This window comes from Cupriavidus sp. GW822-FHT06G04 (genome assembly GCF_058799075.1).
In genome coordinates this window covers 62015-86645 of record NZ_JBXALD010000011.1, presented here as the reverse complement: position 1 = coordinate 86645, position 24631 = coordinate 62015, and the positions used below count along the sequence as shown (strand labels likewise).

Annotated in this window: 18 protein-coding genes; 10 read left to right on the top strand and 8 right to left on the bottom strand. The window is 66.0% G+C overall.

The window, feature by feature from the left end; translation table 11 throughout:
* Positions 1 to 103 precede the first annotated feature (103 nt).
* Positions 104 to 553 carry a PaaI family thioesterase gene (locus AC1RKI_RS22855; RefSeq protein ID WP_341249580.1) on the top strand — a complete coding sequence of 150 codons (450 nt, stop codon included), beginning with the start codon at positions 104 to 106 and terminating at the stop codon, positions 551 to 553.
* A gap of 113 nt (positions 554 to 666) precedes the next feature.
* Here the strand turns inward: AC1RKI_RS22855 and AC1RKI_RS22850 are convergent, their stop codons facing one another.
* The 5 genes from AC1RKI_RS22850 to prpB form a co-directional block, all read right to left on the bottom strand.
* Complete coding sequence (locus tag AC1RKI_RS22850; protein ID WP_222156381.1) at positions 667 to 1794, bottom strand: asparaginase; 1128 nt, start codon at positions 1792 to 1794, stop codon at positions 667 to 669.
* 268 nt (positions 1795 to 2062) lie between these two features.
* Entirely contained in the window at positions 2063 to 3256 is a 1194-nt protein-coding gene (gene prpF / locus AC1RKI_RS22845) for a 2-methylaconitate cis-trans isomerase PrpF (protein WP_492797364.1), read from the bottom strand.
* A gap of 25 nt (positions 3257 to 3281) precedes the next feature.
* Positions 3282 to 5879 (bottom strand): Fe/S-dependent 2-methylisocitrate dehydratase AcnD, encoded by a 2598-nt coding sequence (acnD, locus tag AC1RKI_RS22840; protein ID WP_492797366.1) that lies wholly within the window; start codon positions 5877 to 5879, stop codon positions 3282 to 3284.
* An 81-nt stretch (positions 5880 to 5960) separates the two neighbouring features.
* Entirely contained in the window at positions 5961 to 7118 is a 1158-nt protein-coding gene (gene prpC, locus AC1RKI_RS22835) for a bifunctional 2-methylcitrate synthase/citrate synthase (RefSeq protein WP_061957720.1), read from the bottom strand.
* Between the two features lie 99 nt (positions 7119 to 7217).
* Complete coding sequence (gene prpB / locus AC1RKI_RS22830) at positions 7218 to 8126, bottom strand: methylisocitrate lyase (protein ID WP_061957719.1); 909 nt, start codon at positions 8124 to 8126, stop codon at positions 7218 to 7220.
* A gap of 332 nt (positions 8127 to 8458) precedes the next feature.
* On the opposite strand from prpB, the gene prpR reads away from it, so the two are divergent.
* A complete protein-coding gene (prpR, locus tag AC1RKI_RS22825) occupies positions 8459 to 10447 on the top strand; it encodes a propionate catabolism operon regulatory protein PrpR (protein WP_150979171.1) in 1989 nt (662 codons plus the stop codon).
* Between the two features lie 221 nt (positions 10448 to 10668).
* Here the strand turns inward: prpR and egtB are convergent, their stop codons facing one another.
* The gene (gene egtB, locus AC1RKI_RS22820; protein ID WP_061957717.1) at positions 10669 to 11964 is read right to left on the bottom strand and encodes an ergothioneine biosynthesis protein EgtB; all 1296 of its coding nucleotides are present in this window, start codon (positions 11962 to 11964) and stop codon (positions 10669 to 10671) included.
* Positions 11965 to 12300: 336 nt separating this feature from the next.
* Positions 12301 to 12921 carry an FMN-dependent NADH-azoreductase gene (locus AC1RKI_RS22815; protein WP_492797369.1) on the bottom strand — a complete coding sequence of 207 codons (621 nt, stop codon included), beginning with the start codon at positions 12919 to 12921 and terminating at the stop codon, positions 12301 to 12303.
* 123 nt (positions 12922 to 13044) lie between these two features.
* Here AC1RKI_RS22815 and AC1RKI_RS22810 point away from each other — a divergent pair, with 123 nt between their 5' ends.
* The 8 genes from AC1RKI_RS22810 to AC1RKI_RS22775 all read left to right on the top strand — a co-directional run bounded on the left by AC1RKI_RS22810 (position 13045) and on the right by AC1RKI_RS22775 (position 23998).
* The gene (locus tag AC1RKI_RS22810) at positions 13045 to 14043 is read left to right on the top strand and encodes a LysR substrate-binding domain-containing protein (protein WP_492797371.1); all 999 of its coding nucleotides are present in this window, start codon (positions 13045 to 13047) and stop codon (positions 14041 to 14043) included.
* A 144-nt stretch (positions 14044 to 14187) separates the two neighbouring features.
* Complete coding sequence (locus AC1RKI_RS22805) at positions 14188 to 14601, top strand: DoxX family protein (protein ID WP_227459406.1); 414 nt, start codon at positions 14188 to 14190, stop codon at positions 14599 to 14601.
* 11 nt (positions 14602 to 14612) lie between these two features.
* The gene (locus tag AC1RKI_RS22800) at positions 14613 to 15206 is read left to right on the top strand and encodes a DUF4136 domain-containing protein (protein ID WP_150979167.1); all 594 of its coding nucleotides are present in this window, start codon (positions 14613 to 14615) and stop codon (positions 15204 to 15206) included.
* 87 nt (positions 15207 to 15293) lie between these two features.
* The gene (locus AC1RKI_RS22795; protein WP_492797374.1) at positions 15294 to 18662 is read left to right on the top strand and encodes a DNA translocase FtsK; all 3369 of its coding nucleotides are present in this window, start codon (positions 15294 to 15296) and stop codon (positions 18660 to 18662) included.
* 65 nt (positions 18663 to 18727) lie between these two features.
* Complete coding sequence (locus AC1RKI_RS22790) at positions 18728 to 19072, top strand: cupin domain-containing protein (RefSeq protein WP_404993431.1); 345 nt, start codon at positions 18728 to 18730, stop codon at positions 19070 to 19072.
* Positions 19073 to 19255: 183 nt separating this feature from the next.
* Positions 19256 to 20779, top strand: coding sequence for an ABC transporter permease/substrate-binding protein (locus AC1RKI_RS22785; protein ID WP_492797375.1), 1524 nt, complete (start codon positions 19256 to 19258; stop codon positions 20777 to 20779).
* A gap of 19 nt (positions 20780 to 20798) precedes the next feature.
* Positions 20799 to 22139, top strand: coding sequence for a cytochrome c (locus AC1RKI_RS22780; RefSeq protein ID WP_492797377.1), 1341 nt, complete (start codon positions 20799 to 20801; stop codon positions 22137 to 22139).
* Positions 22136 to 23998, top strand: a complete 1863-nt coding sequence (locus AC1RKI_RS22775) for an NAD(P)-binding protein (RefSeq protein WP_492797379.1) — start codon at positions 22136 to 22138, stop codon at positions 23996 to 23998. Before AC1RKI_RS22780 ends, AC1RKI_RS22775 begins: the two co-directional genes overlap by 4 nt.
* Before the next feature lie 81 nt (positions 23999 to 24079).
* Here AC1RKI_RS22775 and AC1RKI_RS22770 read toward each other — a convergent pair whose 3' ends face one another.
* Positions 24080 to 24520, bottom strand: coding sequence for a MarR family winged helix-turn-helix transcriptional regulator (locus tag AC1RKI_RS22770; RefSeq protein ID WP_061957708.1), 441 nt, complete (start codon positions 24518 to 24520; stop codon positions 24080 to 24082).
* Positions 24521 to 24631: the final 111 nt, after the last annotated feature.

The following is a 24631-nucleotide window of genomic DNA, read 5'->3' as shown; positions in this document are numbered from 1 at the left end:
TGGTCGGCGTGCATGGCGACTAGGCTGAACCGTGCCTTCGATTTCGTTTTTCCCCTTTTTCCCTTTTTCCATTTTTCCCGTTTGCCATCACCGGAGCCCGCTGATGTCCAACCCTGAATCCGTCCCGACCGTCGATCCCCGCAACGCCGCGATGCTGGAAGCCGTGCTGATGGGCTCGCCGGTGGCGCGCATGCTCGGTATGCGATTCGATGTGGTGGCGCTCGATCACGTCGAGGTGCTGCTGCCGTTCAGCATGCAACACATCACGGTGGGCGATATGGTCCACGGTGGCGTGATCGCGACGCTAATCGACGTGGCCGGCGCGGCCGCGGCATTTACCGGCGTCGACCTGGAAGTGGTGAAGGGCGGTGCAACTGGGTCTTTGTCGATCCAGTACCTTGCGGCGGCACGGTCCGCAACGCTGCGCGGCGTGGCCGATGTGGTGCGGCGCGGCAAGCGCCAGGTGGTGACGGAGGTGTCGGTCTACGCGCAGCGCGATGCCGAGGCGGCCGTGCTCGCGGCCAAGGCGCTGATGAGCACGGCCCTGCTATAGCGGCGGGGGAGGCGTTCTGCGCGTGGTGTTGCCCTATGGCGCTTTCCCGGGCGCGGTAGGCCGCATCGGCGGCCCGCGGTGTCGATCGTCGGGCCGCCTCGCTAGCTATCGCGTCAGTACTTCCAGAAGATTTCCTGCAGCGCCTTCGGGTCGTTGGTCTTGGTCAGCGCCAGCGCGGTCAGGATACGGGCCTTCTGCGGCAACTGGTCATCGGTGACCACCCAGCCGTACTTGTCGTCGGGCTGTTCCGCGTTGCGCACCACCACGCCGCTGCCGGTGCGCGATGCCCGCACGATCTGCACGCCCTTGGCCTGCGCGGCCTTGAGCGGTTCGACCATGTAATCGCCCACGCTGCCGTTGCCGGTGGCTGCATAAACGATCGCCTTCGCGCCGTTCTTCACCGCGGCATCGATGCTGGCCGGATTGACGTTGCCGTAGGCGTACACCACGGCAACTTCCGGCAGCTTGTCGATCTTGTCGATGTCCCATTCGGTCTGCAGCGTGTGAGGACGCGCCGGAATGCGGTAGAACAGCGTGCGGCCTTCCACCACGTAGCCCAGCGGGCCAAACGGCGAACGGAACGTCTCGGTCTTGAACGTGTTGGTCTTGGTGACGTCGCGGCCGGTGTGGATTTCATCGTTGAGCACCACCAGCGTGCCCTTACCCTTGGACACCGGGTTCGACGCCACCAGCACGGCGTCATACAGGTTCAGCGCACCGTCCGCGCCCAGCGCCGTACCCGGCCGCATCGAGCCGACCACCACCACGGGCTTGTCGCTCTTGAGCGTCAGGTTCAGGAAATACGCGGTCTCCTCGATGGTGTCGGTGCCGTGCGTAATGACGATGCCGTCCACGTCGGGCTGCTTGAGCAGTTCCGATACGCGCTTGCCCAGTTTGAGCAGCCGCTCGTTGTTGAAGCTCTCCGAGCCGATCTGGAAGATCTGTTCGCCCTTGACGTTGGCAACCTTCGAGATTTCCGGGACGGACGCGATGATCTTGTCGACCGGCACCACGGCGGACTGGTAGGCCGCGGTGTTGGTGGCCGATGCACCGGCGCCGGCGATGGTGCCGCCGGTGCCGATGATCACGATGTTGGCCTTGCGCGCTTCGGCCGGGGCGCTGACGGGCGCCGCCGGGCTCGCGGCCGGTGCCGGGGAAAGCTGGGCGTGGGCGGCGCCGGACAGCAGGCTGGCGGCGAGCAGCAGGGCGGCCAAAGGCTTGAGATGGGCAGTGCGTTGCATGGTTCTCCTCTTGTCGGCGTGGCGCGGGTCTTGTGGATACGCGCGGGCCGCTTGTCATCGTTTCACGGATTTTCGCCGGCACGGCATGCCTGGGTTCTGCCTGGCATGTCTTGCCAACGGAGCGGCAACTATACCGACGCATGTGCGTTGCGTCGACAACCTGGCGTGATGCGCGCCCTCGCAAACGTATGCCCGTTAAGACAAAGCGGCATCTACCCTCCCGGGCAGATGCCGCCGCCAACCGTGCGCGAAGACTTGCGAGGATGGATTAGAACGCGTCCGCTGGCACGCGCACCCAGCCTTCCATCAGCACGCGGGCGCTGCGGCTCATGATGGCTTTCGTCACGGCCCATTGGCCGTCGGCGAAGGTGGCCTGCGCACCCACGCGCAGCGTGCCCGACGGATGGCCGAAGCGCACGGCCTGGCGCTCGCCGCCGCCGGCCGCAAGATTGACCAGCGTGCCGGGGATCGCGGCGGCGGTGCCGATGGCGACGGCCGCGGTGCCCATCATCGCGTGGTGCAGCTTGCCCATCGACAGCGCGCGGACCAGCAGATCCACGTCTTCGGCCTTGACCGTCTTGCCGCTGGACGCGGCGTAGGCGGCCGGCTTAGCGACAAACGCCACCTTGGGGGTGTGCTGACGCCGCGCGGCTTCGTCGATGTTCCGGATCAGACCCATGCGCAACGCACCGTGGGCACGAATGGTCTCGAACATCGCCAGCGCCTTGGGATCGCCGTTGATGGCGTCCTGCAGTTCGGTGCCGGTGTAGCCGATGGCTTCGGCGTTGACGAAGATCGTCGGAATCCCGGCGTTGATCATGGTCGCCTTGAGCGTGCCGACGCCGGGCACTTCGAGGTCGTCGACCACGTTGCCGGTCGGGAACATCGCGCCGCCGCCGTCATCGCCTTCCTCGGCGGCCGGGTCCATGAATTCGAGCTGGACTTCCGCGGCCGGGAACGTGACGCCATCGAGTTCGAAATCGCCGGTTTCCTGTACCGCGCCGTCGGTAATCGGCACATGCGCGACGATGGTCTTGCCGATATTGGCCTGCCAGATTTTCACGACCACGGTGCCGTTGCGCGGAATGCGCGAGGCATCGATAAAGCCGTTGCTGACCGCGAACGGGCCGACCGCCGCCGACAGATTGCCGCAGTTGCCGCTCCAGTCGACAAACGGCTGGTCGATCGACACCTGGCCGAACAGGTAATCGACATCGTGATCAGGGTGCGTGCTCTTCGAGATGATCACCGCCTTGCTGGTGCTCGACGTGGCGGCGCCCATGCCGTCGATCTGCTTGCCGTACGGATCGGGGCTGCCGATCACGCGCAACAGCAGTTTGTCGCGCGCCGATCCGGGCGTCTGCGCCGCTTCGGGCAGGTCCTGCAGGCGGAAGAACACGCCCTTGCTGGTGCCGCCACGCAGGTACGTGGCGGGGATCTTGATTTGAGGTGCGTGAGACATGGTGATGTTTCCCGTTCGTTCCCGTTCAGGCCGCCGCGCGCGACGATTCCAGGAAGTCCTGCGCAAAGCGCTGCAGCACGCCGCCGGCTTCGTAGATCGACACTTCCTCGTCGCTGTCGAGACGGCACAGCACCGGCACTTCCACTTTTTCGCCGGTACGGCGATGGATGACCAGCGTCAGTTCCGCACGCGGCTTGCGCGCGCCGACGATATCGAAGGTTTCGGTGCCGTCGATGCCGAGCGTGATGCGGTTGGTGCCCGGGAAGAACTCCACCGGCAGCACGCCCATGCCGATCAGGTTGGTGCGGTGGATGCGCTCGAAGCCTTCGGCCACGATGGCTTCCACGCCCGCCAGCCGCACGCCTTTGGCCGCCCAGTCGCGCGACGATCCCTGGCCGTAGTCCGCGCCGGCCACCACGATCAGCGGCTGCTTGCGCGCCATGTAGGTCTCAATCGCCTCCCACATGCGCACGACCTTGCCTTCGGGTTCGATACGCGCCAGCGATCCCTTCTTCACGGCGCCATCCACCACGGCCATCTCGTTGGTCAGGGTCGGGTTGGCAAAGGTCGCGCGCTGCGCGGTCAGGTGATCGCCGCGGTGCGTGGCGTACGAATTGAAATCCTCTTCGGGCAGGCCCATCTTGGCCAGATATTCGCCGGCCGCGCTGTCCGGCAGGATGGCATTCGACGGCGACAGGTGGTCGGTCGTGATGTTGTCGCCCAGCACCGCCAGCGCGCGCATGCCGCGCAGCGTGCGCTCGCCGGCCAGCGCGCCTTCCCAGTACGGCGGACGGCGGATGTACGTGCTCTGCGGACGCCAGTCATAGAGCGGGTCCACGCGCTCGCCGCTGTCGGCGTGAATCGCGAACATCGGCTCGTAGACCTTGCGGAACTGCTCGGGCTTCACGCTCTGCTTGACGATGGCGTCGATTTCCTCGTCGCTGGGCCACAGGTCTTTCAGGTACACCGGCTGGCCGCTCGCGTCCGTGCCCAGCGCATCGCGTTCGATATCGAAGCGGATCGTGCCGGCAATCGCGTAGGCCACCACCAGCGGCGGCGACGCCAGGAACGCCTGCTTCGCGTACGGATGGATGCGCCCGTCGAAATTGCGGTTGCCCGACAGCACGGCGGTGGCATAGAGGTCGCGGTCGATGATCTCCTGCTGGATCTTCGGGTCCAGCGCGCCGGACATGCCGTTACACGTCGTGCAGGCAAATGCCACGATGCCGAAGCCGAGCTTTTCCAGATCGGGCAGCAGTCCCGATTCTTGCAGATAGAGTTCGACCGCCTTCGATCCCGGCGCCAGCGACGACTTGACCCACGGCTTGCGCGTCAGGCCGCGCGCATTGGCGTTGCGCGCCAGCAGCGCGGCGGCAATCACATTGCGCGGGTTACTGGTATTGGTGCAACTGGTGATGGCGGCGATGATGACCGCGCCGTCGGGCATCAGGCCCGGCATTTCTTCCCACTTGCCCGCGATGCCGCGCGCCGCCAGATCGGAGGTCGGCAGGCGCTTGTGCGGGTTGGACGGGCCGGCCATGTTGCGCACCACGCTGGACAGGTCGAAATGCAGTACGCGCTCGTATTCGGCGGTCACCAGGGCATCGGCCCAGAGACCCGCGGTGCGGGCATAGGTTTCCACCAGTTGCACCTGCGCGTCGTCGCGGCCGGTCAGGCGCAGGTATTCGGTGGTCTGCGCATCGATGAAGAACATCGCCGCCGTGGCGCCGTACTCGGGCGCCATGTTCGAAATGGTGGCGCGGTCGCCCAGCGTCAGGCTGGCAGCGCCTTCGCCGCGGAACTCCAGATAGGCGCCGACCACCTTTTCCTTGCGCAGGAACTCGGTCAGCGCCAGCACGATGTCGGTGGCGGTGATGCCGGGCTGGCGGCGGCCGGTCAGCTCCACGCCGACAATATCGGGCAGGCGCATCCACGACGCGCGGCCCAGCATCACGTTTTCGGCTTCCAGGCCGCCCACGCCAATAGCGATCACGCCCAGCGCATCGACGTGCGGCGTGTGGCTGTCGGTGCCGACGCAGGTATCGGGATAGGCCACGCCATGGTCGGCGTGGATCACCGGCGACATCTTTTCCAGGTTGATCTGGTGCATGATGCCGTTGCCCGGCGGGATCACGTCGACATTGCGGAACGCCTTCTTGGTCCAGTTGATGAAGTCGAAGCGGTCCTCGTTGCGGCGATCCTCGATGGCGCGATTCTTCGCGAACGCATCGGGATCGAAACCGCCGCATTCCACCGCCAGCGAGTGGTCGACGATCAGTTGCACCGGCACCACCGGGTTGACCTTGGCCGGATCGCCGCCCTGATCGGCAATCGCGTCGCGCAGGCCGGCCAGGTCGACCAGCGCCGTCTGGCCCAGGATGTCATGGCACACCACGCGCGCCGGATACCACGGAAAGTCCAGGTCGCGCTTGCGTTCGATCAGTTGCTTGACCGACGCGGTCAGCGTGGCGGGGTCGCAGCGGCGCACCAGATTCTCGGCCAGTACGCGCGATGTGTACGGCAGCTTGTCCCAGGCGCCCGGGGAAATGTCGTTGACTGCGGCACGGGCGTCGAAGTAATCGAGCGCGGTGCCGGGCAGCGGTTTGCGGTATGCAGTGTTCATGGCGTCGTGGAGACTGTCGTGCCGGCCGCCCGGCATGTGCGCGGGCGCGGGCGGCGGCACTGTTCTTGTTGCGGGTGACGATCAGGCGCGCTTGTCGATCGGCAGGAACTTCAGGTTCTCGGGGCCGGTGTAGTTGGCCGTCGGGCGGATGATCTTGTTGTCGATGCGCTGCTCGATCACGTGCGCGGCCCAGCCAGAGGTGCGGGCAATCACGAACAGCGGCGTGAACATCGCGGTCGGCACGCCCATCATGTGATAGCTCACGGCGCTGAACCAGTCCAGGTTCGGGAACATCTTCTTGGCGTCGGCCATCACGGTTTCCAGGCGCTCGGCGATATCGAACATCTTCATCGAACCGGCGTCCTTCGACAGCTTGCGCGCCACTTCCTTGATCACCACGTTGCGCGGATCGCTGATCGTGTAGACCGGGTGGCCGAAGCCGATCACCACTTCCTTGTTTTCCACGCGGCGGCGGATATCGGCCTCGGCCTCGTCCGGCGTGTCGTAGCGCTTCTGGATCTCGAACGCCACCTCGTTGGCGCCGCCATGCTTGGGACCGCGCAGCGCGCCGATGCCGCCGCAGATCGCCGAATACATGTCGGAGCCGGTACCGGCCACCACGCGGCAGGCAAACGTCGAGGCGTTGAACTCGTGCTCCGCGTACAGGATCAGCGACGTCTGCATCGCGCGTTCCCAAAGCTTGGACGGCGCCTCGCCGTGCAGCAGGTGCAGGAAGTGCGCGGCGATCGAATCGTCGTCGGTTTCCACCTCGATGCGGCGGCCGTTATGGCTGTAGTGGTACCAGTACAGCAGCATCGAGCCCAGGCTTGCCATCAGGCGGTCGGCGATATCGCGCGCGCCCGGCGTGTTGTGGTCGTCCTTTTCCGGCAGCACGGTGCCCAGCACGGACACGCCGGTGCGCATCACATCCATCGGATGCGCGCTGGCCGGCACCCATTCGAGTGCCGCCTTGACGTTGGCGGGCAGGCCGCGCAGCGATTTCAGTTTGGTCTTGTAGGCCGCCAGTTCAGAGCGGGTGGGCAGTTTGCCGTGCACCAGCAGGTGGGCGATTTCCTCGAATTCGCAGGTATCGGCGATGTCCAGGATGTCGTAGCCGCGATAGTGGAGATCGTTGCCGCTGCGGCCAACGGTGCACAGCGCGGTATTGCCGGCGGCAATCCCGGACAGGGCAACGGACTTCTTGGGTTTTGGCGTGGCCAGCGGTTGGGCTTCGGACATTGGGGTCTCCTTGCTTCTTGTGGATGGTTTGCGAGCTGCCATGGTGTGTGGCGCGACTTGCGTCTCGTCTCGGTTGTCTTCTGGATGATTGGAGGCCGCTTACTTGGCCTTGCCTTGGGCGAACAGCGCGTCCAGCTTCTGCTCGTAGGCATGGTAGTCGATGCGCTCGTAAAGTTCGGCGCGGGTTTGCATCGTGTCGACCACGTTGCGCTGGGTGCCGTCGCGGCGGATCGCCGTATAGACGTTCTCGGCGGCCTTGTTGGCGGCGCGGAAGGCGGACAGCGGATAAAGTGCCATGGCGACGCCCACGCCGCGCAGGTCGTCCAGCGTGAAATACGGCGTGGCCCCAAATTCGGTCAGATTGGCCAGCACCGGCACCTTCACCGCATCGACAAACCGCGCGTACATGTCCAGGTCGGTCATGGCTTCCGGGAAGATGGCGTCGGCGCCGGCTTCCGCGCAGGCCACGGCGCGCTCGATGGCGCGGTCCAGGCCTTCCACGGCCAGCGCGTCGGTGCGCGCCATGATCACGAAATTCTCGTCCGTGCGCGCATCGACTGCCGCCTTGATGCGGTCGACCATCTCATCCTGGCCGACGATTTCCTTGTTGGGACGATGCCCGCAGCGCTTGGCGCCGACCTGATCCTCGATGTGCATGGCCGCGGCGCCAAACTTGATCAGCGACCGCGTGGTGCGCGCCACATTGAAGGCCGACGAACCGAATCCGGTGTCGACGTCGACCAGCAGCGGGGTGTCGCAGACGTCGGTGATGCGGCGGATATCGGTCAGCACGTCGTCGAGGTTCGAGATGCCCAGGTCGGGCAGGCCCAGCGATCCAGCCGCCACGCCGCCGCCCGACAGATAGATTGCGCGGTAGCCGGCGCGCTTGGCCAGCAGCGCGTGATTGGCATTGATCGCGCCAGGAATCTGCAGCGGTGTTTCGTCGATCAGGGCTTGGCGGAAGCGTGCGCCGGCAGAGCGCGCGAGGTCGTTGGCGGAAAAAGTCATGGGTGTGGATCTGTGAGTCTGATGTTCGTGAGCCTGTCGAAACAGGGGCGGCGCAGGTAAGCGCAAGGGGTGTGCCAGCGGCGGTGTGCGTTTTCAAAAGGTGGGCCATACGCCATTTTTCGGCTAAAAAGTGCTTACGAATCAGCGGCTTGGCGGGATGTCTCGGGGCGCCGCGCAGTATGCTTCATGCGGCGTAAAGTTGAGTTGAATTTCATTTGTGAAATTCATGGATTTCAAAGTTGAAAATCGGCGCGCGTGGGAAGACAATGGCAGGACTTTCGCGCTCCCGGCAGACCTCGGCGTGGGCTTGCGCGATTTACCGCAGGATTGCCATGTCATCGCTTCCATCCCCCATCCCCCTCAATCCCGCCCCCGCGCTGGCGGCCGGCGCCCGGCCACGCATCTGGGCGATGGGCATCAGCCGCCTGTCGCGCGCGTTTGCCGACCTGATCCCGGCCTATGCCGCGCGGGCCGAATTCCGCATCGTCGGACGCGCATTCGAAGCCGCTGCAAGCGCGATCAACCGTGAGGCACGCGAGAACCGCGTCGATGTGGTGGTGGCCGGTGGATCCAACGGCGCCTATCTGCGCCAGCATGTCGATGTGCCGGTGGTGCTGGTCAAGGTGACGGGCTTCGACGTGATGAATGCGCTGGCGACCGCCCGGCGCATTTCGCCGAAGGTCGCGCTGGTCACGCACGCATCGACCTACGCGGAAGTCGACGAATTCGTGCGCGCCTTCGGGCTCGATATTCCACGCTACACCTATCTGACCGAAGACGACGCCACGGCGCGCGTGCGAGCTTTGAAGGAAGAGGGCATCCGTGTGGTGGTCGGGCCTGGCATGGTCACTGATCTGGCCGACAAGTACGGTCTGGTTGGCGTGTTCCTGTACTCCGGCAACGCCGTGCGGCTGGCGCTGGAAGACGCGATCGAGGCCGCGCGCCTGCGGCGCATCGAATCGACGCGCCGCGACTATGTCAACGCCATCCTGGCCCATCTGAACGAGGGCGTGGCGGCCGTCGACGCGGAAGGCCGCGTGCAGGCGTTCAATCCGGCCATGGAGCGCTTTCTGGGCACGCCGGCTGGCGTTGCCGTCGGCCGCAAGCTGGCGACGCTGGCGCCGGGTTTGTCGCTCGACGGCGTGATGCACAGCGGCACGCGCGAGCTCGAGGCGATTCATCGGCTCGGCGACAAAATGGTGGTGGTCAACCGGATTCCCATCGTCGGCGATACAGGCACGTCGGGCGCGGTGCTCACGATCCAGGACGCCAACGCGATCCATCGCGCCGACCGCAATTTGCGCTCGCGCACGCGTACCCGCGCGGCCGGCGTGCGCTACAGCCTCGACGATCTGGCGGGCGACTCCGCGGCGATGCGCGATCTGCGCGGACTGGCGCGGCGTTACGCGATGGTCGATTCGACCGTGCTGGTGAGCGGCGAAAGCGGCACCGGCAAGGAAGTGCTGGCGCAGGGCATGCACGATGCCAGCCCGCGCCGCGCGTTTCCGTTCGTCGCCGTCAACTGCGCGGCGTTTCCGGAGACGCTGCTCGAATCGGAGCTGTTTGGCTACGAGGAGGGGGCCTTCACAGGTGCGCGGCGCGGCGGCAAGGCCGGCCTGTTCGAATCGGCGCACAACGGCACGCTGTTCCTGGACGAAGTGGGCGACATGCCGCCGGCGCTGCAAACGCGGCTGCTGCGCGTGCTGCAGGAAAAGCAGGTGTTGCCGATCGGCGGCATCGAGGCCGTGCCCGTCAACGTGCGCGTGATCGCCGCCACGCATCGGGATCTGAGCGCGCTGGTGCGCGAAGGATCGTTCCGGCAGGACTTGTATTACCGGCTCAATATCCTGCGCATCGAGATGCCGCCGCTGCGGGAGCGCTCCGCCGATCTGCCGGCGCTGGCCGCGCTGCTGTATCGCCGCGCGCAGGAGCGGCTCGGGCTCGACGCGCCGCAGCCGTTGCCGGAACTGGTGCGGGCGAGGCTGGCGCACTACGCATGGCCGGGCAATATCCGCGAACTGGAAAACGTGACCGAGCGCGTGGCCGTGCTGGTGGCCGGCGCGCAGCTCGATGCCGCGGCGTTGCGGCGCGAAGTGCAGGCCGCCGTTCCGGAATTGTTCGCCGGTATGCCGGCCGTCGCGCCAGCGGACACCGCCCATGCCACCGGCGACGCCCCACGCTCATTGGCGGGAGTGGGGCGCGCCACCGAGGCAGAGCATGTCAGGCGTGTGCTGGCCGAATGCGACGGCAACCGTGCCGCGGCCTGCGCGCAACTTGGCATCAGCGCGACGACGCTGTGGCGTCGCCTGCGCGACGGCTGATTTTCCGCTGTGCTTGCGTGGCTACTGTCGCGCGCCCACATCCCAATCCTTTTTTGGTTTCTTTAGTTTGCAATTAACTGCCATACGAGGCGATCGAAAGACCTGAGCCTCTTCCGCAGGCGGAAGAGGCTCAAAATGCCTGGCTTTCAGAGAGAAGGAGGATTTGTCCGGGGAATTTGGGAATTCGGGACTCGCAGCGCAGCCGGCTTGCTGTTGCCGCGTCATGCGTCGTCGGCCAATCTGAGGCCGGTGAACTGCCAGCGCTGATGGGGATAGAAGAAATTGCGATAGCTGGCGCGGATGTGCGATTCGGGCGTCACGCAGGAGCCGCCGCGCAATACCATCTGGCTGCTCATGAACTTGCCGTTGTATTCGCCCACGGCGCCGGCGCTGGGTCGAAATCCGGGATACGGCAGGTAGGCGCTGCCCGTCCATTCCCATACGTCGCCGAACATCTGGCGCAGGACGCCCGATGTGTTCTGGCGATCCGGCAGCGGTCGCAGCGCGCGCCCTTCGATGAAATTGCCGGTGGCCGATAGACTCTGCGCCGCGTGCTCCCATTCGGCCTCGCTCGGCAGGCGCCGTTCGGCCCAACGCGCGAACGCATCGGCTTCATAGAAGCTGATGTGCGTCACCGGACTGTCCGGGTCCACCGGATGCATGCCGCGCAGGCTCATCTGCCACCACGTTCCTTCGCGCGCTTCCCAGTAGAGCGGCGCATCGATCTGGTTGTCGCACACCCATCGCCAGCCGTCGGAAAGCCAGAGCCCGGCCGACTGATAGCCGCCATCTTCGATAAATTCAAACCATTGCCGGTTGCTGACCGGATGCGTGCACAGCGTGTACGGCCGCAACAGCACCTGGTGGCGCGGGCCTTCGCAGTCGAAAGCAAAACCGTCGCCGTCGTGCCCGATGGCGACGATGCCGCCCGCAAACGACACCCACTCGGGCGCCGGGCGAGGGTCGGCAACTACCGGTACGGTCAGCGCCGGGGCGTAGGCGGGCCGCAGCGGATTCTGGGCGAACAGGTGGAGGATGTCGGTCAGCAGCAATTCCTGATGCTGCTGCTCGTGATGCAGGCCCAGCGTGATCAGGGCGGCTTCGTCGTCGGTCTGGGCAGTCATCAGCAATGACAGCATGCTGTCGTCCACCGCCTCGCGATAGGCCAGGATTTCGTCGAGCGACGGGCGCGTCAGCAGACCCCGCCGCGGCCGAGGATGTCGCGCGCCGACCGCCTCGTAATACGAATTGAACAAATAGCGGTATTGCGGATCGACAGGCTCGTAATCGGGCAGTCGGGCGCCGAGCACGAATTCCTCGAAAAACCACGTCGTATGGGCCAGATGCCATTTGGCGGGGCTCGCGTCGTCCATCGACTGCACGGTTGCGTCGGCATCGGACAAGTCCGCCACCAGCGCTTCCGTCGCCGCACGCACGTGCCGATACTGGCTTAGCAGCGCGGGCTCGTGGGGTGGATGGCTGACGGCGGCAGGCAACAGTGCTGAGGCTGTGGTCATGCAGGCTCCCGGAAGACGGATGGAGATTTGGCGGGTAGGCGCGGGCCCGTCGGCCCCGACGGGCGATCGGTCGAACCATCATAGACCCATACGCCGGACGCGGCGAGCGGGGTGCAGTCCGGCGCGCTTGTAGGCGGTCCCCTACAGCTTGACCGCGGGCCGCCAACCCGTCGCCGGCCATGGTGCGGTTTCCGGCTGCGGTCGAAAAAAAACAGGCACCCCGTAACGGGATGCCTGTCTGGAACAGCACCGGCGCCGAAGGGGCAGCGCCGGGTACTTCACTGAGACGGGCGCGCCTGCGCGGTGGCAGGCGCGGGGGACTGCATAGGACGGCGCTTAGGCGGCGGCGCGGCCGGCGTCATTGAGCGCGGCGATCTGAGTGCGGGCCGTCGTCAGACCGGCGTCGCGCGCTTCGGGACCCATCGCCAGGCCATGGGCGCGCACGAAGGTGATGTCCGTGATGCCGAGGAAGCGCAGCACCGTGTCGATGGTGATCTCATGCAGATCCAGCGCGTTGGCGTCCTGGCGCACGCCGCCGCGCGACGACACCACGATCGCGCGCTTGCCGGTGGCCAGACCTTCCGGGCCGTTGGCGGTGTAGCGGAACGTACGGCCGGCCTGCGCGATACGGTCGATCCAGGCTTTCAGTTGGCTGGGGATGCCGAAGTTGTATTGCGGCGCGCCAATTACCAGCACGTCGGCGGCCAGAAACTCGGCCAGGAGCTGCTCGGTACGTTCCAGTTCGGCCTGCTGCACATCGTTCAGGCCGTCCTTCGGGCCGCCCAGCACGGGCAGCAGATGGTTGACCAGGTGAGCGGGGGCTTCGCGGTCCAGGTCTCGCACGGTGACCTTGGCGTCGGGATTCTTCGCGACGATATCGGCCACGATGCTGGCGGTCAGGTTGCGCGATACGGAGTTGTCGCCCAGTACGCTCGAATCGATCTGCAGGATGTTCATGTTTGGCTCCACGGGGGTTCGGTTGGGATGAGTGAAAGATAGAGATTCCCCATTGATGCCGGTAGTGAGGCAAAATGCAAATGATTGTTCTATCGGTGCAACGAGACTCCAAGGAGCGGGCCCATGCAGGATCTCAACGATTTATCGCTGTTCGCGCAGGTGGTGCAGCACGGCAGTTTTTCCGCAGCCAGCCGCGCTACGGGCGTGCCCAAGTCGCGCCTGTCGCGTCGCATTGCACAGCTGGAGCGCGATCTGGGCGTGCAGCTGCTGCGTCGGACCACGCGTCAAGTGCGCGTTACACCGCTTGGCGAGGCCTATTACGCGCGCTGTCGCGACATGCTGCAGGCCGCGGAAGCCGCCCGCGAACTAATCGACAACGCGCGCGAGCAACCAGGCGGCATCCTCAAGATCAGTTGTCCGGTGGCGATCGTTCAGGTGCTGCTGGCGCCCAACATCGGCAATTTCATGCGCGCCAATCCGGGCATCCAGCTGGAAGTCGATGCGACCAACCGGCGCGTCGACGTGATTGGCGAAGGCTATGACCTTGCGCTGCGCGTGCGAAACGTGCTCGACGATTCCAGCCTGGCGGTTCGTACATTCGGCAAGAGCGACCTCAAGCTGGTGGCCAGCCCGGCGCTGCTGGACAGCATTGGCCGGCCGCGAACGCCGCAGGCGCTGGAGGGCATGCCGGGGCTTGCCCAGAAGCCGCATGAAGGCCGGCATATCTGGACGCTGTTCGACAAGGCCGGCGATCCGGTCCACATCGGCTACGACCCGCGCCTGATTTCGGATGAATTCGCGCTGCTGCGCGAGGCCGCGGTGGCGGGCGTGGGCGTGGCGATGTTGCCGCGCATGTATTGCCGCGACGAAATCGAGCGCGGCGAACTCGAAGTGCTGCTGCCGCAGTGGGATTTGCCGTTGGGCGTGTTGCATGCGGTGTTTCCTTCGCGGCAGGGCGTCACGCCCGCGTTGCGGCGCTTCCTCGATTTCCTGGCCGAGGTGTTGCCCGAGCACGGGCGCAAGGTCGGGATGATGACCGCCACCACACCGATGCATGCCGCGCCGCCGATGGCGCCGATGGCGCCGGCGCTGGACCAGGACGATTCGGAAGCGCCGCGCTAGGCAGACCCGCGTCGCATCGACGTTTGCCGATGCGCGGGCGCCACGCGGGCCGGACGCTGCGCCTTTACCTTCACGCCAGCACGATCTAAGGTAGTTGTGCAGGTCACATGCTGCGCACGCAAACAACCGCAAGGAGCCAACGCAATGAGCCGCACGCAAGGAACGCAGGATCTGGGCAAAGCCATTCTCCGCATCGTACTGGGCGTGCTGATCCTGTTGCACGGCATCGCCAAGGTGATGGCCGGTCCCGGCTTCGTCGTCCAGGTGGTCACGCAGGCGGGGCTTCCCGCGCCGGTGGCCTATCTGGTCTATATCGGCGAAGTGGTCGCGCCGATCCTGCTGATCATCGGACTCTGGACGCGCCTCGGCGCAGTGATCATCGCGGTCAACATGCTGTTTGCCTTCGCATTGGTCCATGCCAAGCAGCTTGGCGAGATGGCGCCAACAGGCGGCTGGGCGCTGGAGTTGCAGGGGATGTACCTGGGCGCCGCGCTCGCCGTGGCGCTGCTTGGCGCGGGGCGCCTCAGCGTGGGCGGGTACGACGGCAAATGGAATTGACCGAGCCGGCCATGCGCCACCGATCCTTCCCGGGCGCCTCGTGGCAGCCCGCGGCGCTGGCGCTTGTGGCGATGATGCTGGCAGGCTGCGCCATCGGCCCCGAGATTCGTACGGACTACAACCGGGCCAACGACTTTTCGCATTACCGTACGTTCGCATTCGTGCCGCGCGTCGGCACCGACCGCCAGGGCTACGAGAGCCTGACCACGCAATACCTGAAAGCCGCCGCGCAGCGCGAGATGACCGCGCGCGGCTACACCTACGCGCCGCGCAACCCCGATCTGCTGCTCAATTTCAACATGCAACTGCAGCAGAAAATCGTCAGCAGCCCCGCGCCGCTGCCGCCGCCCGGCTACATGGGCTACTACGCCTATCGCGGCGGCATGTACGCGCCATGGCCCGGCTATGGCTTGTACAGCGATACCTATACGTATACCGAGGGCACGCTGAACATCGACATCGTCGATGCCGCAAAGAACCAGCTGGTCTGGGAAGGCGTGGCCCAGGGCGAAGCGGGCCAGACCGATCCGCAGAACAATCAGGCGGCGATCGACAAGGTGGTTGGCCTGATCTTCGCGAAGTATCCGTTTCGCGCCGGGCAATAAAGCGTAAGTTTCCGTGCACGCTTGGCGTTGCGCGCAGCCAGACCCGCTACAATCGCTGCCCGTGGTTTTCATCGTGTCATATCAAAAATGGGTCTGGGCTGGTTCGGATTGTCGACCTTGTGGCTGCTGCCGCTCGTCTGGCGAACGGTAGGCCGCGCGCTTGCCGGCGATCGCCGTGTATTTGGCCGCGGCTCGCTGCGCGTGTGGATGGGGACGGTGTTGGTGCTGGGCGCCAGCGCCACGCTGGAGGCGCTGACCGGCGGCGAGGGCGGCACGGCCGGCGGCGCTGCCGGGCATGCATTGGCAGGCGTGGCATCCGGCCTGCTCGGCTGGACCGGCGCGCTGCTGATGATGCTGGCGCTGCTTGGGCTGGCGGCGCCAATGGTATTTGGAGAGACGTGGCGCAGCCTGTTCCTGCTGCGTCGTCCGCGCGCCGTGTCCGACGACGAGCCCATCGCGCCGCGTGCCGAGCCGCGCACCGACATCCGCACCGACCGCACCGACCGCACCGACCGCACCGACCGCACCGACTTTGGGCCGCAAGCGTCTGCCGCCCGCGAGGCGCCGCAACGCTGGGAAACCACGTCGCTGCCTGCGCAGTCGGCTGCCGCGCGGCAGCCGGCGCGCCACAAGGGCATCGAAGCCGTATCGGCACGGCGTCAACCGGCATGGCAGCCGCCGCCGCGCACGCGCCAGTCGCCTCCGCAACCCGGTGAGATCTGGCTCCATCACGCTCCCGCGCCGGGCGCGACCCGGCGCGATCCGGCCACCGCCACAGCCACCGCATCGACTTCTGCGGCAGCCATCAAGCCCGCGCCAGCACAGCCGGCCGGCAGGGCTGAAACCGTCGCGCAGAAGCCGCAGCCCAGGACGCCAGCCAGGCCCGAAGCGCGTCCCGCTGCGCGCGCGGAGACCCGCGCCGAGCCAAAAGCCGCCCCGCAGGCCACCATCGTGAGCAGCCCGTTCCGCAATCCGCAGCTCGGTTTGCGCTCGGCCATCACGACGCTGCCCGAAGCGATGAGGAAGCCGGCACCGGCTGGGGACGCCTCAGCGGCCACGGCAGTCGTGGCGGAAGTGGCAGTGGAAAGCAGCGCCGTCGTGGCGACCTCGGCGAGCCCGTCGCCGTCCGCCGAAGTTGCGACGGCAGCGGCGGGGGCGTCCCAGGTTGCTCCCGCATCGGTCGATCCTCATACCGCAACCATTTCGGACGCTGGTGCGACAGCCACGCCTGCACCCACATCGCCTGAAGCGGACACGTCCGCGTCGCCGCCGGTCACATTCGATGCGCTCCGTGACGAGGCGCTGGCGCTGCTGGCCGAACTGCGCGAACTGGCCGGTCGGCCGATGGGCATGGCGACGCCCGCGGCGATGACTGCCGTCAGCGCGCCGGAAATCTCTCAAATGGCCGCGCAGGCCGACACGCCCTCGCAAGACCAAACGCTATTGGTGGCCATGCCGATTGCCGCCGCTGGCGAGGATCACATGACCGCGCCGGCACCCGAAAGCGAGGCGCCGGGCGACATCGGCCCGCTCGAACCGACGGTCGACGACTTGCCGGCCGAGCCGACGGTCGTGCAGGCCATCGAGCAGGCCGTCGCGGCGTCGATCTCGGAAGCCGAGGCAGAAGAGGCCGCTGCCGACGCCAGGGCACGCGCTGAAGCCGTTTTTTCAGGCGAAGCCGGATCGATGGCTGCCGCCGGCGTGAGCCCGAGCGTGGCATTCGACGAGGCTGAGACGGCCGATGCATCGTCGCCCGCGGATGACACGAAAAGCGGGGATGCGTCATCGGCCGACGATGCTGCGGCGGTCGAGGATGCCAACGCGTTCGTGCAGCCGGCGCCGAAACCCCGCATCGTGTTGCCGGCCGTGGTCGGCCGGACCGTGCCGCTGTCGTCGATTGCGCCGGCCGTCGCCGCGTCGCCGACGCCCGCCGTGGCAGCAGCTCCGGTGATTCCGCCCGCGCCGCGCATGGTGGTCGACTATCGCCTGCCGGGCGCCGATCTGCTGGAGCCGGCCGACGAACATGCCGAACAGGTCTCGGAAGAACGGCTGCAGCAAACCGGCGAACTGATTTCCCAGCGACTGGCCGAGTTCAAGGTGCCCGTGTCGGTGGTTGGCGCCAGCGCCGGTCCTGTTATTACACGATTTGAAGTCGATCCCGCGGTTGGCGTGCGCGGCGCGCAGGTGGTCGGCCTGGTGAAGGACCTGGCGCGCGCGCTGGGCGTGACTTCGATTCGCGTGGTCGAGACCATTCCGGGCAAGACCTGCATGGGGTTGGAACTGCCCAACCCGAAGCGCCAGATGATCCGCCTGTCCGAGATCGTCAGCGGCAGCGCCTTCCACGCGCATGCATCGAAGCTGGTGCTGGCGATGGGCAAGGACATCACCGGCAATCCGGTGGTGACCGACTTGGCGCGCGCACCGCACTTGCTGGTGGCCGGCACCACTGGCTCGGGCAAGTCCGTGGCGGTCAACGCCATGATTCTGTCGATGCTCTACAAGGCGACGCCGGAAGACGTGCGCCTGATCATGATCGACCCGAAGATGCTGGAGCTGTCCGTCTACGAAGGCATCCCGCACCTGCTGGCGCCGGTCGTGACCGATATGAAGCTGGCCGCGCACGCGCTGAACTGGTGTGTGGGCGAGATGGAAAAGCGCTACCGCCTGATGTCTGCGCTGGGGGTGCGCAATCTGGCTGGCTACAACCAGAAGATCCGCGCGGCGCAGGCGGCCGGGCAGAAGGTGCCGAATCCGTTCTCGCTGACGCCCGATGCGCCCGAGCCGCTTTCCACGCTGCCGCTGATCGTGGTGGTGATCGATGAACTGGCCGACCTGATGATGGTGGCTGGCAAGAAGATCGAAGAATTGATTGCGCGGCTGGCGCAAAAAGCGCGCGCGGCCGGCATTCACCTGATCCTGGCGACGCAGCGTCCATCGGTCGACGTGATCACCGGGCTGATCAAGGCCAATATCCCGACGCGCGTGGCGTTTCAGGTGTCATCGAAGATCGACTCACGCACGATTCTGGACCAGATGGGCGCGGAAAGCCTGCTGGGGCAGGGCGACATGCTGTTCCTGCCGCCGGGCACCGGTTATCCGCAGCGCGTGCACGGTGCGTTCGTCGCCGACGAGGAAGTGCACCGCGTAGTGGAGCACTGGAAGCAGTTTGGCGAGCCCGACTATGAAGAAGCGATCCTGGCCGGCGACGTGCCCGAAGGCGCTGCTGGCGACCTGCTGGGCGACAGCGGCGAGGGCGAAGCGGATCCGCTCTATGATGAAGCCGCACAGATTGTGCTGACATCGCGCCGGGCCTCGATTTCCGCGGTTCAGCGGCAATTGCGCATCGGCTACAACCGCGCCGCGCGACTGATCGAACAGATGGAGGCGGCGGGACTGGTCTCGCCGATGGGCCGCAACGGCACGCGCGAAGTCCTCGCGCCCGGCGGCCCCGACTAGATCTGCACGCCAGCGCGGCTGGCGGACCGGACAACGCAAGATCGCATCCACAGGAGCATTCGGCGATGGCATCCGTTCAGGGCAATCTGCTGCACGACGTACCGGTGCATGCCGAAGGCGAGGTCTTTACCGATCTGCTGACGTGGCAGGCCACGGGCCGCGTGCGCATCGAACGAATTGTGTCGAACGGCCAGGCGAGCCCGCCCGGCTTCTGGTATGACAGCGCCGACGACGAGTGGGTGCTGGTCATCAGCGGCAGCGCCGAGGTGGAAATCGACGACGGCACCATGCATACGCTGGGCGCTGGCGACTGGCTGCAACTGCCGGCGCGCTGCAGGCATCGCGTGGCGCGCACCGACGCCGCGCAGCCGACGATCTGGCTCGCCGTTCATGTGACGCCAACCGCCTGACACCTGACACCTGAGGCCTGAGGCCTGACGCCGGACACGCCGCGCTTGTATGGCCGTCGTATGGCTTTATGATGACGGGACGATCCCTCCGGAGGTTCCGGCTTGCCCCATATCGCCCGGTCGCACCGCGCCTGGCCGTCGCCTTTCTGGCCAGTGCCCGCTCGGATACTGCATTGGCCTCGCATGTACCGCCAGGCCCGCTCCCGGTCGCACCGCGCCTGGCTTAACGCGGCGCTGGCCGTGCTGTGCCTGCTGCTTGCGCCGAGGCTGGCCGCGCATGCCGACACCCTGCGCATCGGCTCGAAACGCTTCACCGAGTCATACATCCTTGGCGAAATCCTGACGCAGACCGCGGCGCGCCATGTCGACACGCGCCATCTGCCGGGGCTGGGCAATACCGCCATCGTCTTCGAGGCCCTCAAGGCGGGCAGCATCGACGCTTATCCCGACTACACCGGCACGCTGGCCAGCGAGATCCTGAAGCTGCCGGGCAAGGTGTCGCTCGAACAGATCAACAGCGCGTTGGCGCCGATGGGGCTGGGCGCCGCGGTGCCGCTGGGCTTCGAGAACACCTATGCGATTGCCGTGTCCGAAGCGCGCGCCGGCAATCTGCGCACACTCGACGATCTGGCGCGCCAGCCGACGCTGCGGCTGGGCCTGTCGCACGAATTCATCGGCCGCGCCGATGGCTGGCCAGCGCTGGCGCAACGCTACGGCCTGCCGCAACGGCCGGTCGGGATCGACCACGGCATCGCCTATGACGCGCTGGCCAGCGGGCAGATCGACGCGATCGACATCTATTCCACCGATGCCAAGATCCGCCGGTTCCAGCTGCGCGTGCTAGAAGACACGCGCCATGTATTTCCGCGCTACGACGCGGTGATCGTCTACCGGCTAGACGTGCCGCAGCGCTTTCCTGCCGCGTGGCAAGCGCTGCAACAGTTGTCCGGGCGCATCGGCGTGGCGGCCATGATCGACATGAATGCGTCGGCCGAGATCGACGGTGCGTCGTTCGCGGATATTGCGAGCCGTTTTCTCGCGGGCCACGACGCCGCGCCGGGCCAGGACGAGCATCGTCAAGGCCTGTTGCGCGTGCTGACGGGCGCCGAGACATGGCGGTTGACCGCGCGGCATCTGGCGCTGGTCGGCGGCGCCGTCGGGGCTGCCACGCTGCTCGGCGTGCCGCTGGGAATCGTGGCGGCGCGCCGCCGACGTATCGGACAGATGATGCTGGCGGCCGTGGGCGTGCTGCAGACCGTGCCGTCGCTGGCGTTGCTGGCGATGCTGATCCCGCTGCTAGGCCGGATCGGCGTGTGGCCGGCGATGATCGCGCTGTTTCTCTATGCGCTGCTGCCGATCGTGCGCAATGCCTGCACGGGCCTGCAGGGAATTTCCCAGGGCATGCGCGACGCGGGGCGGGCGCTGGGGTTGCGCCCGATGCAGGTGCTGCGGTACGTGGAGATGCCTCTGGCGATGCCCGTGGTGCTGGCCGGCATCAAGACCGCGGCCATCATCAGTGTCGGCACCGCGACCATTGCCGCATTCGTCGGCGCAGGCGGCTACGGTGAGCGCATCGTCGCCGGCCTGGCGCTCAACGATTCCACCCAACTGCTGGCCGGAGCCATTCCGGCAGCGGTGCTGGCGCTGGCGGTGCAGGGCGCATTTGGCGCGATGGAATGGTGGAGCCAGCGCAATCGTGCACAGTAACTTCGGACCGACCACGCCCATGCGACACGTCATTGCTATTCGCCTGCTTGCGCCGCTGACCATCTGCATCGCGATGTCGGCCGGCATGGCCCGGGCTGCGCCCCCTTCGGCACCTGCTTCGGTGCTCCCGGCCACTTCCCCCGCATCGGCCGAGCAGATCGAACGCGGCCGCTACCTGGCGCGCATCGCCAACTGCGCGGCGTGCCACACCGCCGAGGGCGGCGCGCCGATGGCGGGCGGGCTGGCCTTGCGGACCGATGTCGGCGACGTTTATTCCACCAACATCACGCCCGATCCGGACAGTGGCATCGGACGATATACGTTCGACGATTTCGATCGCGCGGTCAGGCGCGGCGTGGCGCGCGACGGCACGCGGCTGTATCCGGCCATGCCCTACGTGTCGTACGCCAGGATGACCCGCGACGATGTCGCCGCCATTTATGCCTGGATGCGCAGCGAAGTGAAGCCGGTGCGGCAGGCCAATCGCGAAACCGTGCTGCGCTGGCCGTATCGCATGCGCTGGCTGCTGCCGCCGTGGAACTGGCTGAACCTCGATGACGGCGCGATGCGCACCGATGCAGCGCATGACCCGGTGTGGAACCGCGGCGCTTATCTGGTGAAGGCCGTCGCGCATTGCGGCGCGTGCCATACGCCGCGTGGCATGCTCTATGGCGAAAAGGCCGGCGACGAACGCAGCCGGCATTTCCTGTCCGGCGCGACCGTGGAGGGATGGTCCGCCACCAACCTGACCGGCGACGTGCTGACCGGCCTTGGCGCGTGGTCGCAGGCCGATATCGTCGAATACCTGCATACGGGCCGCAATGCCCACGCCACCTCGTTCGGACCGATGTCGACCGTGATTGCCGCGTCGACGCAATATCTGAGCGCGGGCGACCTCGTCGCCGTGGCCACCTACCTGAAGTCGATCCCGGGCGCACGCGGCGAGGCGCAACCGTATCGGCACGACCCTGCGACCGCCATGCGGCTCGCGCAGGGCCGCTTCGACACGCCCGGTGCACGCCAGTACGCCACCTATTGCATGCCGTGCCACAACGCCGACGGCAAGGGCTTCGCGCGGGTATTCCCGCCGCTGGCGGGCAATCCTACCGTGGTAGATCCCAATCCCGCCTCGCTGATCAACCTGCTGCTCGATGGCGCGGTGACCGCACGTGTGAATACCGCGCCTAGCGACTACCACATGCCCGGCTATGGCTGGACCATGGAAGACCAGGAACTGGCCAATCTGCTGACCTTTATCCGTGGCGGCTGGGGCAATCGCGCGGGACCGGTGTCGCCCGAGGCCGTCGCCGCACGCCGGCAGGCGCTTGGGCCGCGCGCCCGCATTTCGGACACACCATGACGATCACCCGCAGAGATTTTCTGAACGGTACGGCGCTGACGATTGCTGCCGGCATTGCGCCCGCCGGGCTGGCGCGCGCGGCGGCATCGCAACCGGCAATGGCTGCGGCGGAGTCATCGGCAGCTTATCCACCGGCGCTGACGGGCCTGCGCGGCAATCACGCCGGCACCTTCACGCTGGCGCACAGCCTGGCGCGCGAGGGCGCCACCTATCCTGGCGTACTGGCGCGTGAATCGTACGATCTGGTGGTTGTGGGCGGCGGCATTAGCGGACTGGCCGCTGCGTGGTTTTATCAGCGGAAATTCGGCATGAATCGGCGCATTCTGATACTCGATAATCATGACGATTTCGGCGGCCACGCCAAACGCAATGAATTTACCGTGCGCGGGCGCACATTGCTGACTTATGGCGGCAGCGCCGAAATGCCGCCCTCGGTGAACGATAATGCCGCGGTGCGTACGCTGCTGGCAGGCCTTGGGATCGATCCGGCAGCCCGCACCCGGCCAATGCCCGGCGACGAGTACGAAAAACGCGGACTTGGCCGCGCCGTATTTTTCAATGCCGAGCATTTCGGCCGCGATCAATGGCTGACCGGCGATCCCTTCGCGGCATGGGTCGATGCGCGCAATCGCGGCACCACGTCGAATATCGAGCCGCTGCGTGATTTTCTCGGCAAGGCGCCAGTCTCTGCGGCGGATCGCCAGGCATTGCTACGCCTGCTGCAGGGCGAAACGGATTACCTCGCGGGCACGACGGCGGAGAATCGCGCGCGCTTTATCGAAACCACGCGGTATGCCGTGTTCCTGCGCGACAAGGCGGGGCTGGGCCTGTCGGCCTTGCGTTTCCTGCGCAGTCGCAGCCTTGACGCATTCGCGCTTGATGCCGACGGCATTTCCGTGGCGCAGGCCATCTCGATTGGATTGCCCGCGGGCGCGGGAATGCCGGCTCCGGCGGTCGACCCCCGGCTCGGTAAATCGCCGGCGTCGCGGCTTTGGTTTCCGGATGGTAATGCGACGCTGGCCCGCGCCCTGGTTCAGCGGCTGGTGCCAGATATCGCGTCGCCCGGTCCTGGAGGGCTGAGCGGGGCAAGGTTCGATTATGCGAAGCTCGATCGCGACGGCAGGCCGGTGAGAATCCGACTAAACAGTACGGCTATCGCCATCGAACCCGATGTTCGGATTACGCGTGTCACGTATGGCTGGCAAGGCAATTTGCAGCGCGTGGAAGCGCAACACGTGATCGTGGCCGGTTACAACATGATGGTGCCGTTTCTGCTGCCTTCCTTACCGGCGGCGACAAAAACGGCGTTGCGGGGATGCGTCAAGGCGCCGCTGATTTATAGCAAAGTGGCATTGGACAACTGGCGCGCATTCGAAGCGCTGAAAGCCTGGCGCATTCATGCGCCGACCATGCCGTATGCCGATTTCTGGCTGGAGTCGCCCAGCGGCGGCAGCGGCGACCCGGTTGTACTGCATATGCTTTATGTGCCCGTCGTGCCCGATAGCGGCATGCCGGCGCGCGACCGGTTTCGCGCGGGAAGGGCATTCCTGCTGGGCACGCCGTTCGATGTGCTCGAGCGCGATATTCGTACGCAACTCGATCGGGTGCTGGGTGCGGGCGGATTCCGCTCGGCGCGCGATATCAAGGCCATTACGGTGAATCGCTGGGCGCACGGTTATAGCTATATGGGATCGACGCTGTCGTCCGATGATGGCCAGTGGCAGGCCGCGCTGCAAATGGCGGAGCGCGGCGTCGGCAATATTCGCATTGCCGGCGCCGATACAGCGGGAAGCCCGTCAGTCACTGCAGCTATCGACCAGGCGCAGCGCGCCGTCGCGTCGCTGGACGCAGCGAATTGAATGACCACGCGGCAGTATTGAGGGGAATCTGGGCAGTGCGATGGACGCGCCGGAATCGACACGGGCCTGCCCATTGCGGCATCAGCTGCCAGTGACGAATTTCTGCAACAGCCGGCGAAATTCTTCGAATTCCTCGACTGAAAATTCCCTCAGCCGGTGATTCAGTACTTCCGGCGCAATGGTCGGGAGTTCCTCGGAAACGTGTTTGCCCTTGGGCGTCAGGGTCAGATTCACTACGCGACGGTCATCAATACTGCGACTGCGCTCAAGCAGGCCTTTCTCTTCCAGTTTGTCCAGCATGCGCGTCATCAGGCCGCTGTCGATGCCGAGCAGCTTGCTGATTTCAAATGGCGTGCTGGCCATGCCGCGCGTCAGGGAAAGCAGAATACCCATCTGCTGGGCATTGATATCCAACGATCGTAATGCGGCGTCCATATCCATCAACAAACTATTGCGCGCCTTGTTCAAATGAAAGGCAATGCTTTGGGTTAGTTGAAAATTTTCCGGCGTGTAGTGCTTCACGGTCGCTCCTCTGGTCTTGCAGCTAGGGGAATATACCCATTCGGGTGATCGATTTCAGCAATGATGAATGCACCGGCTGGGGCATTCAGTGGGTCCTAGTCTGGCAAATGA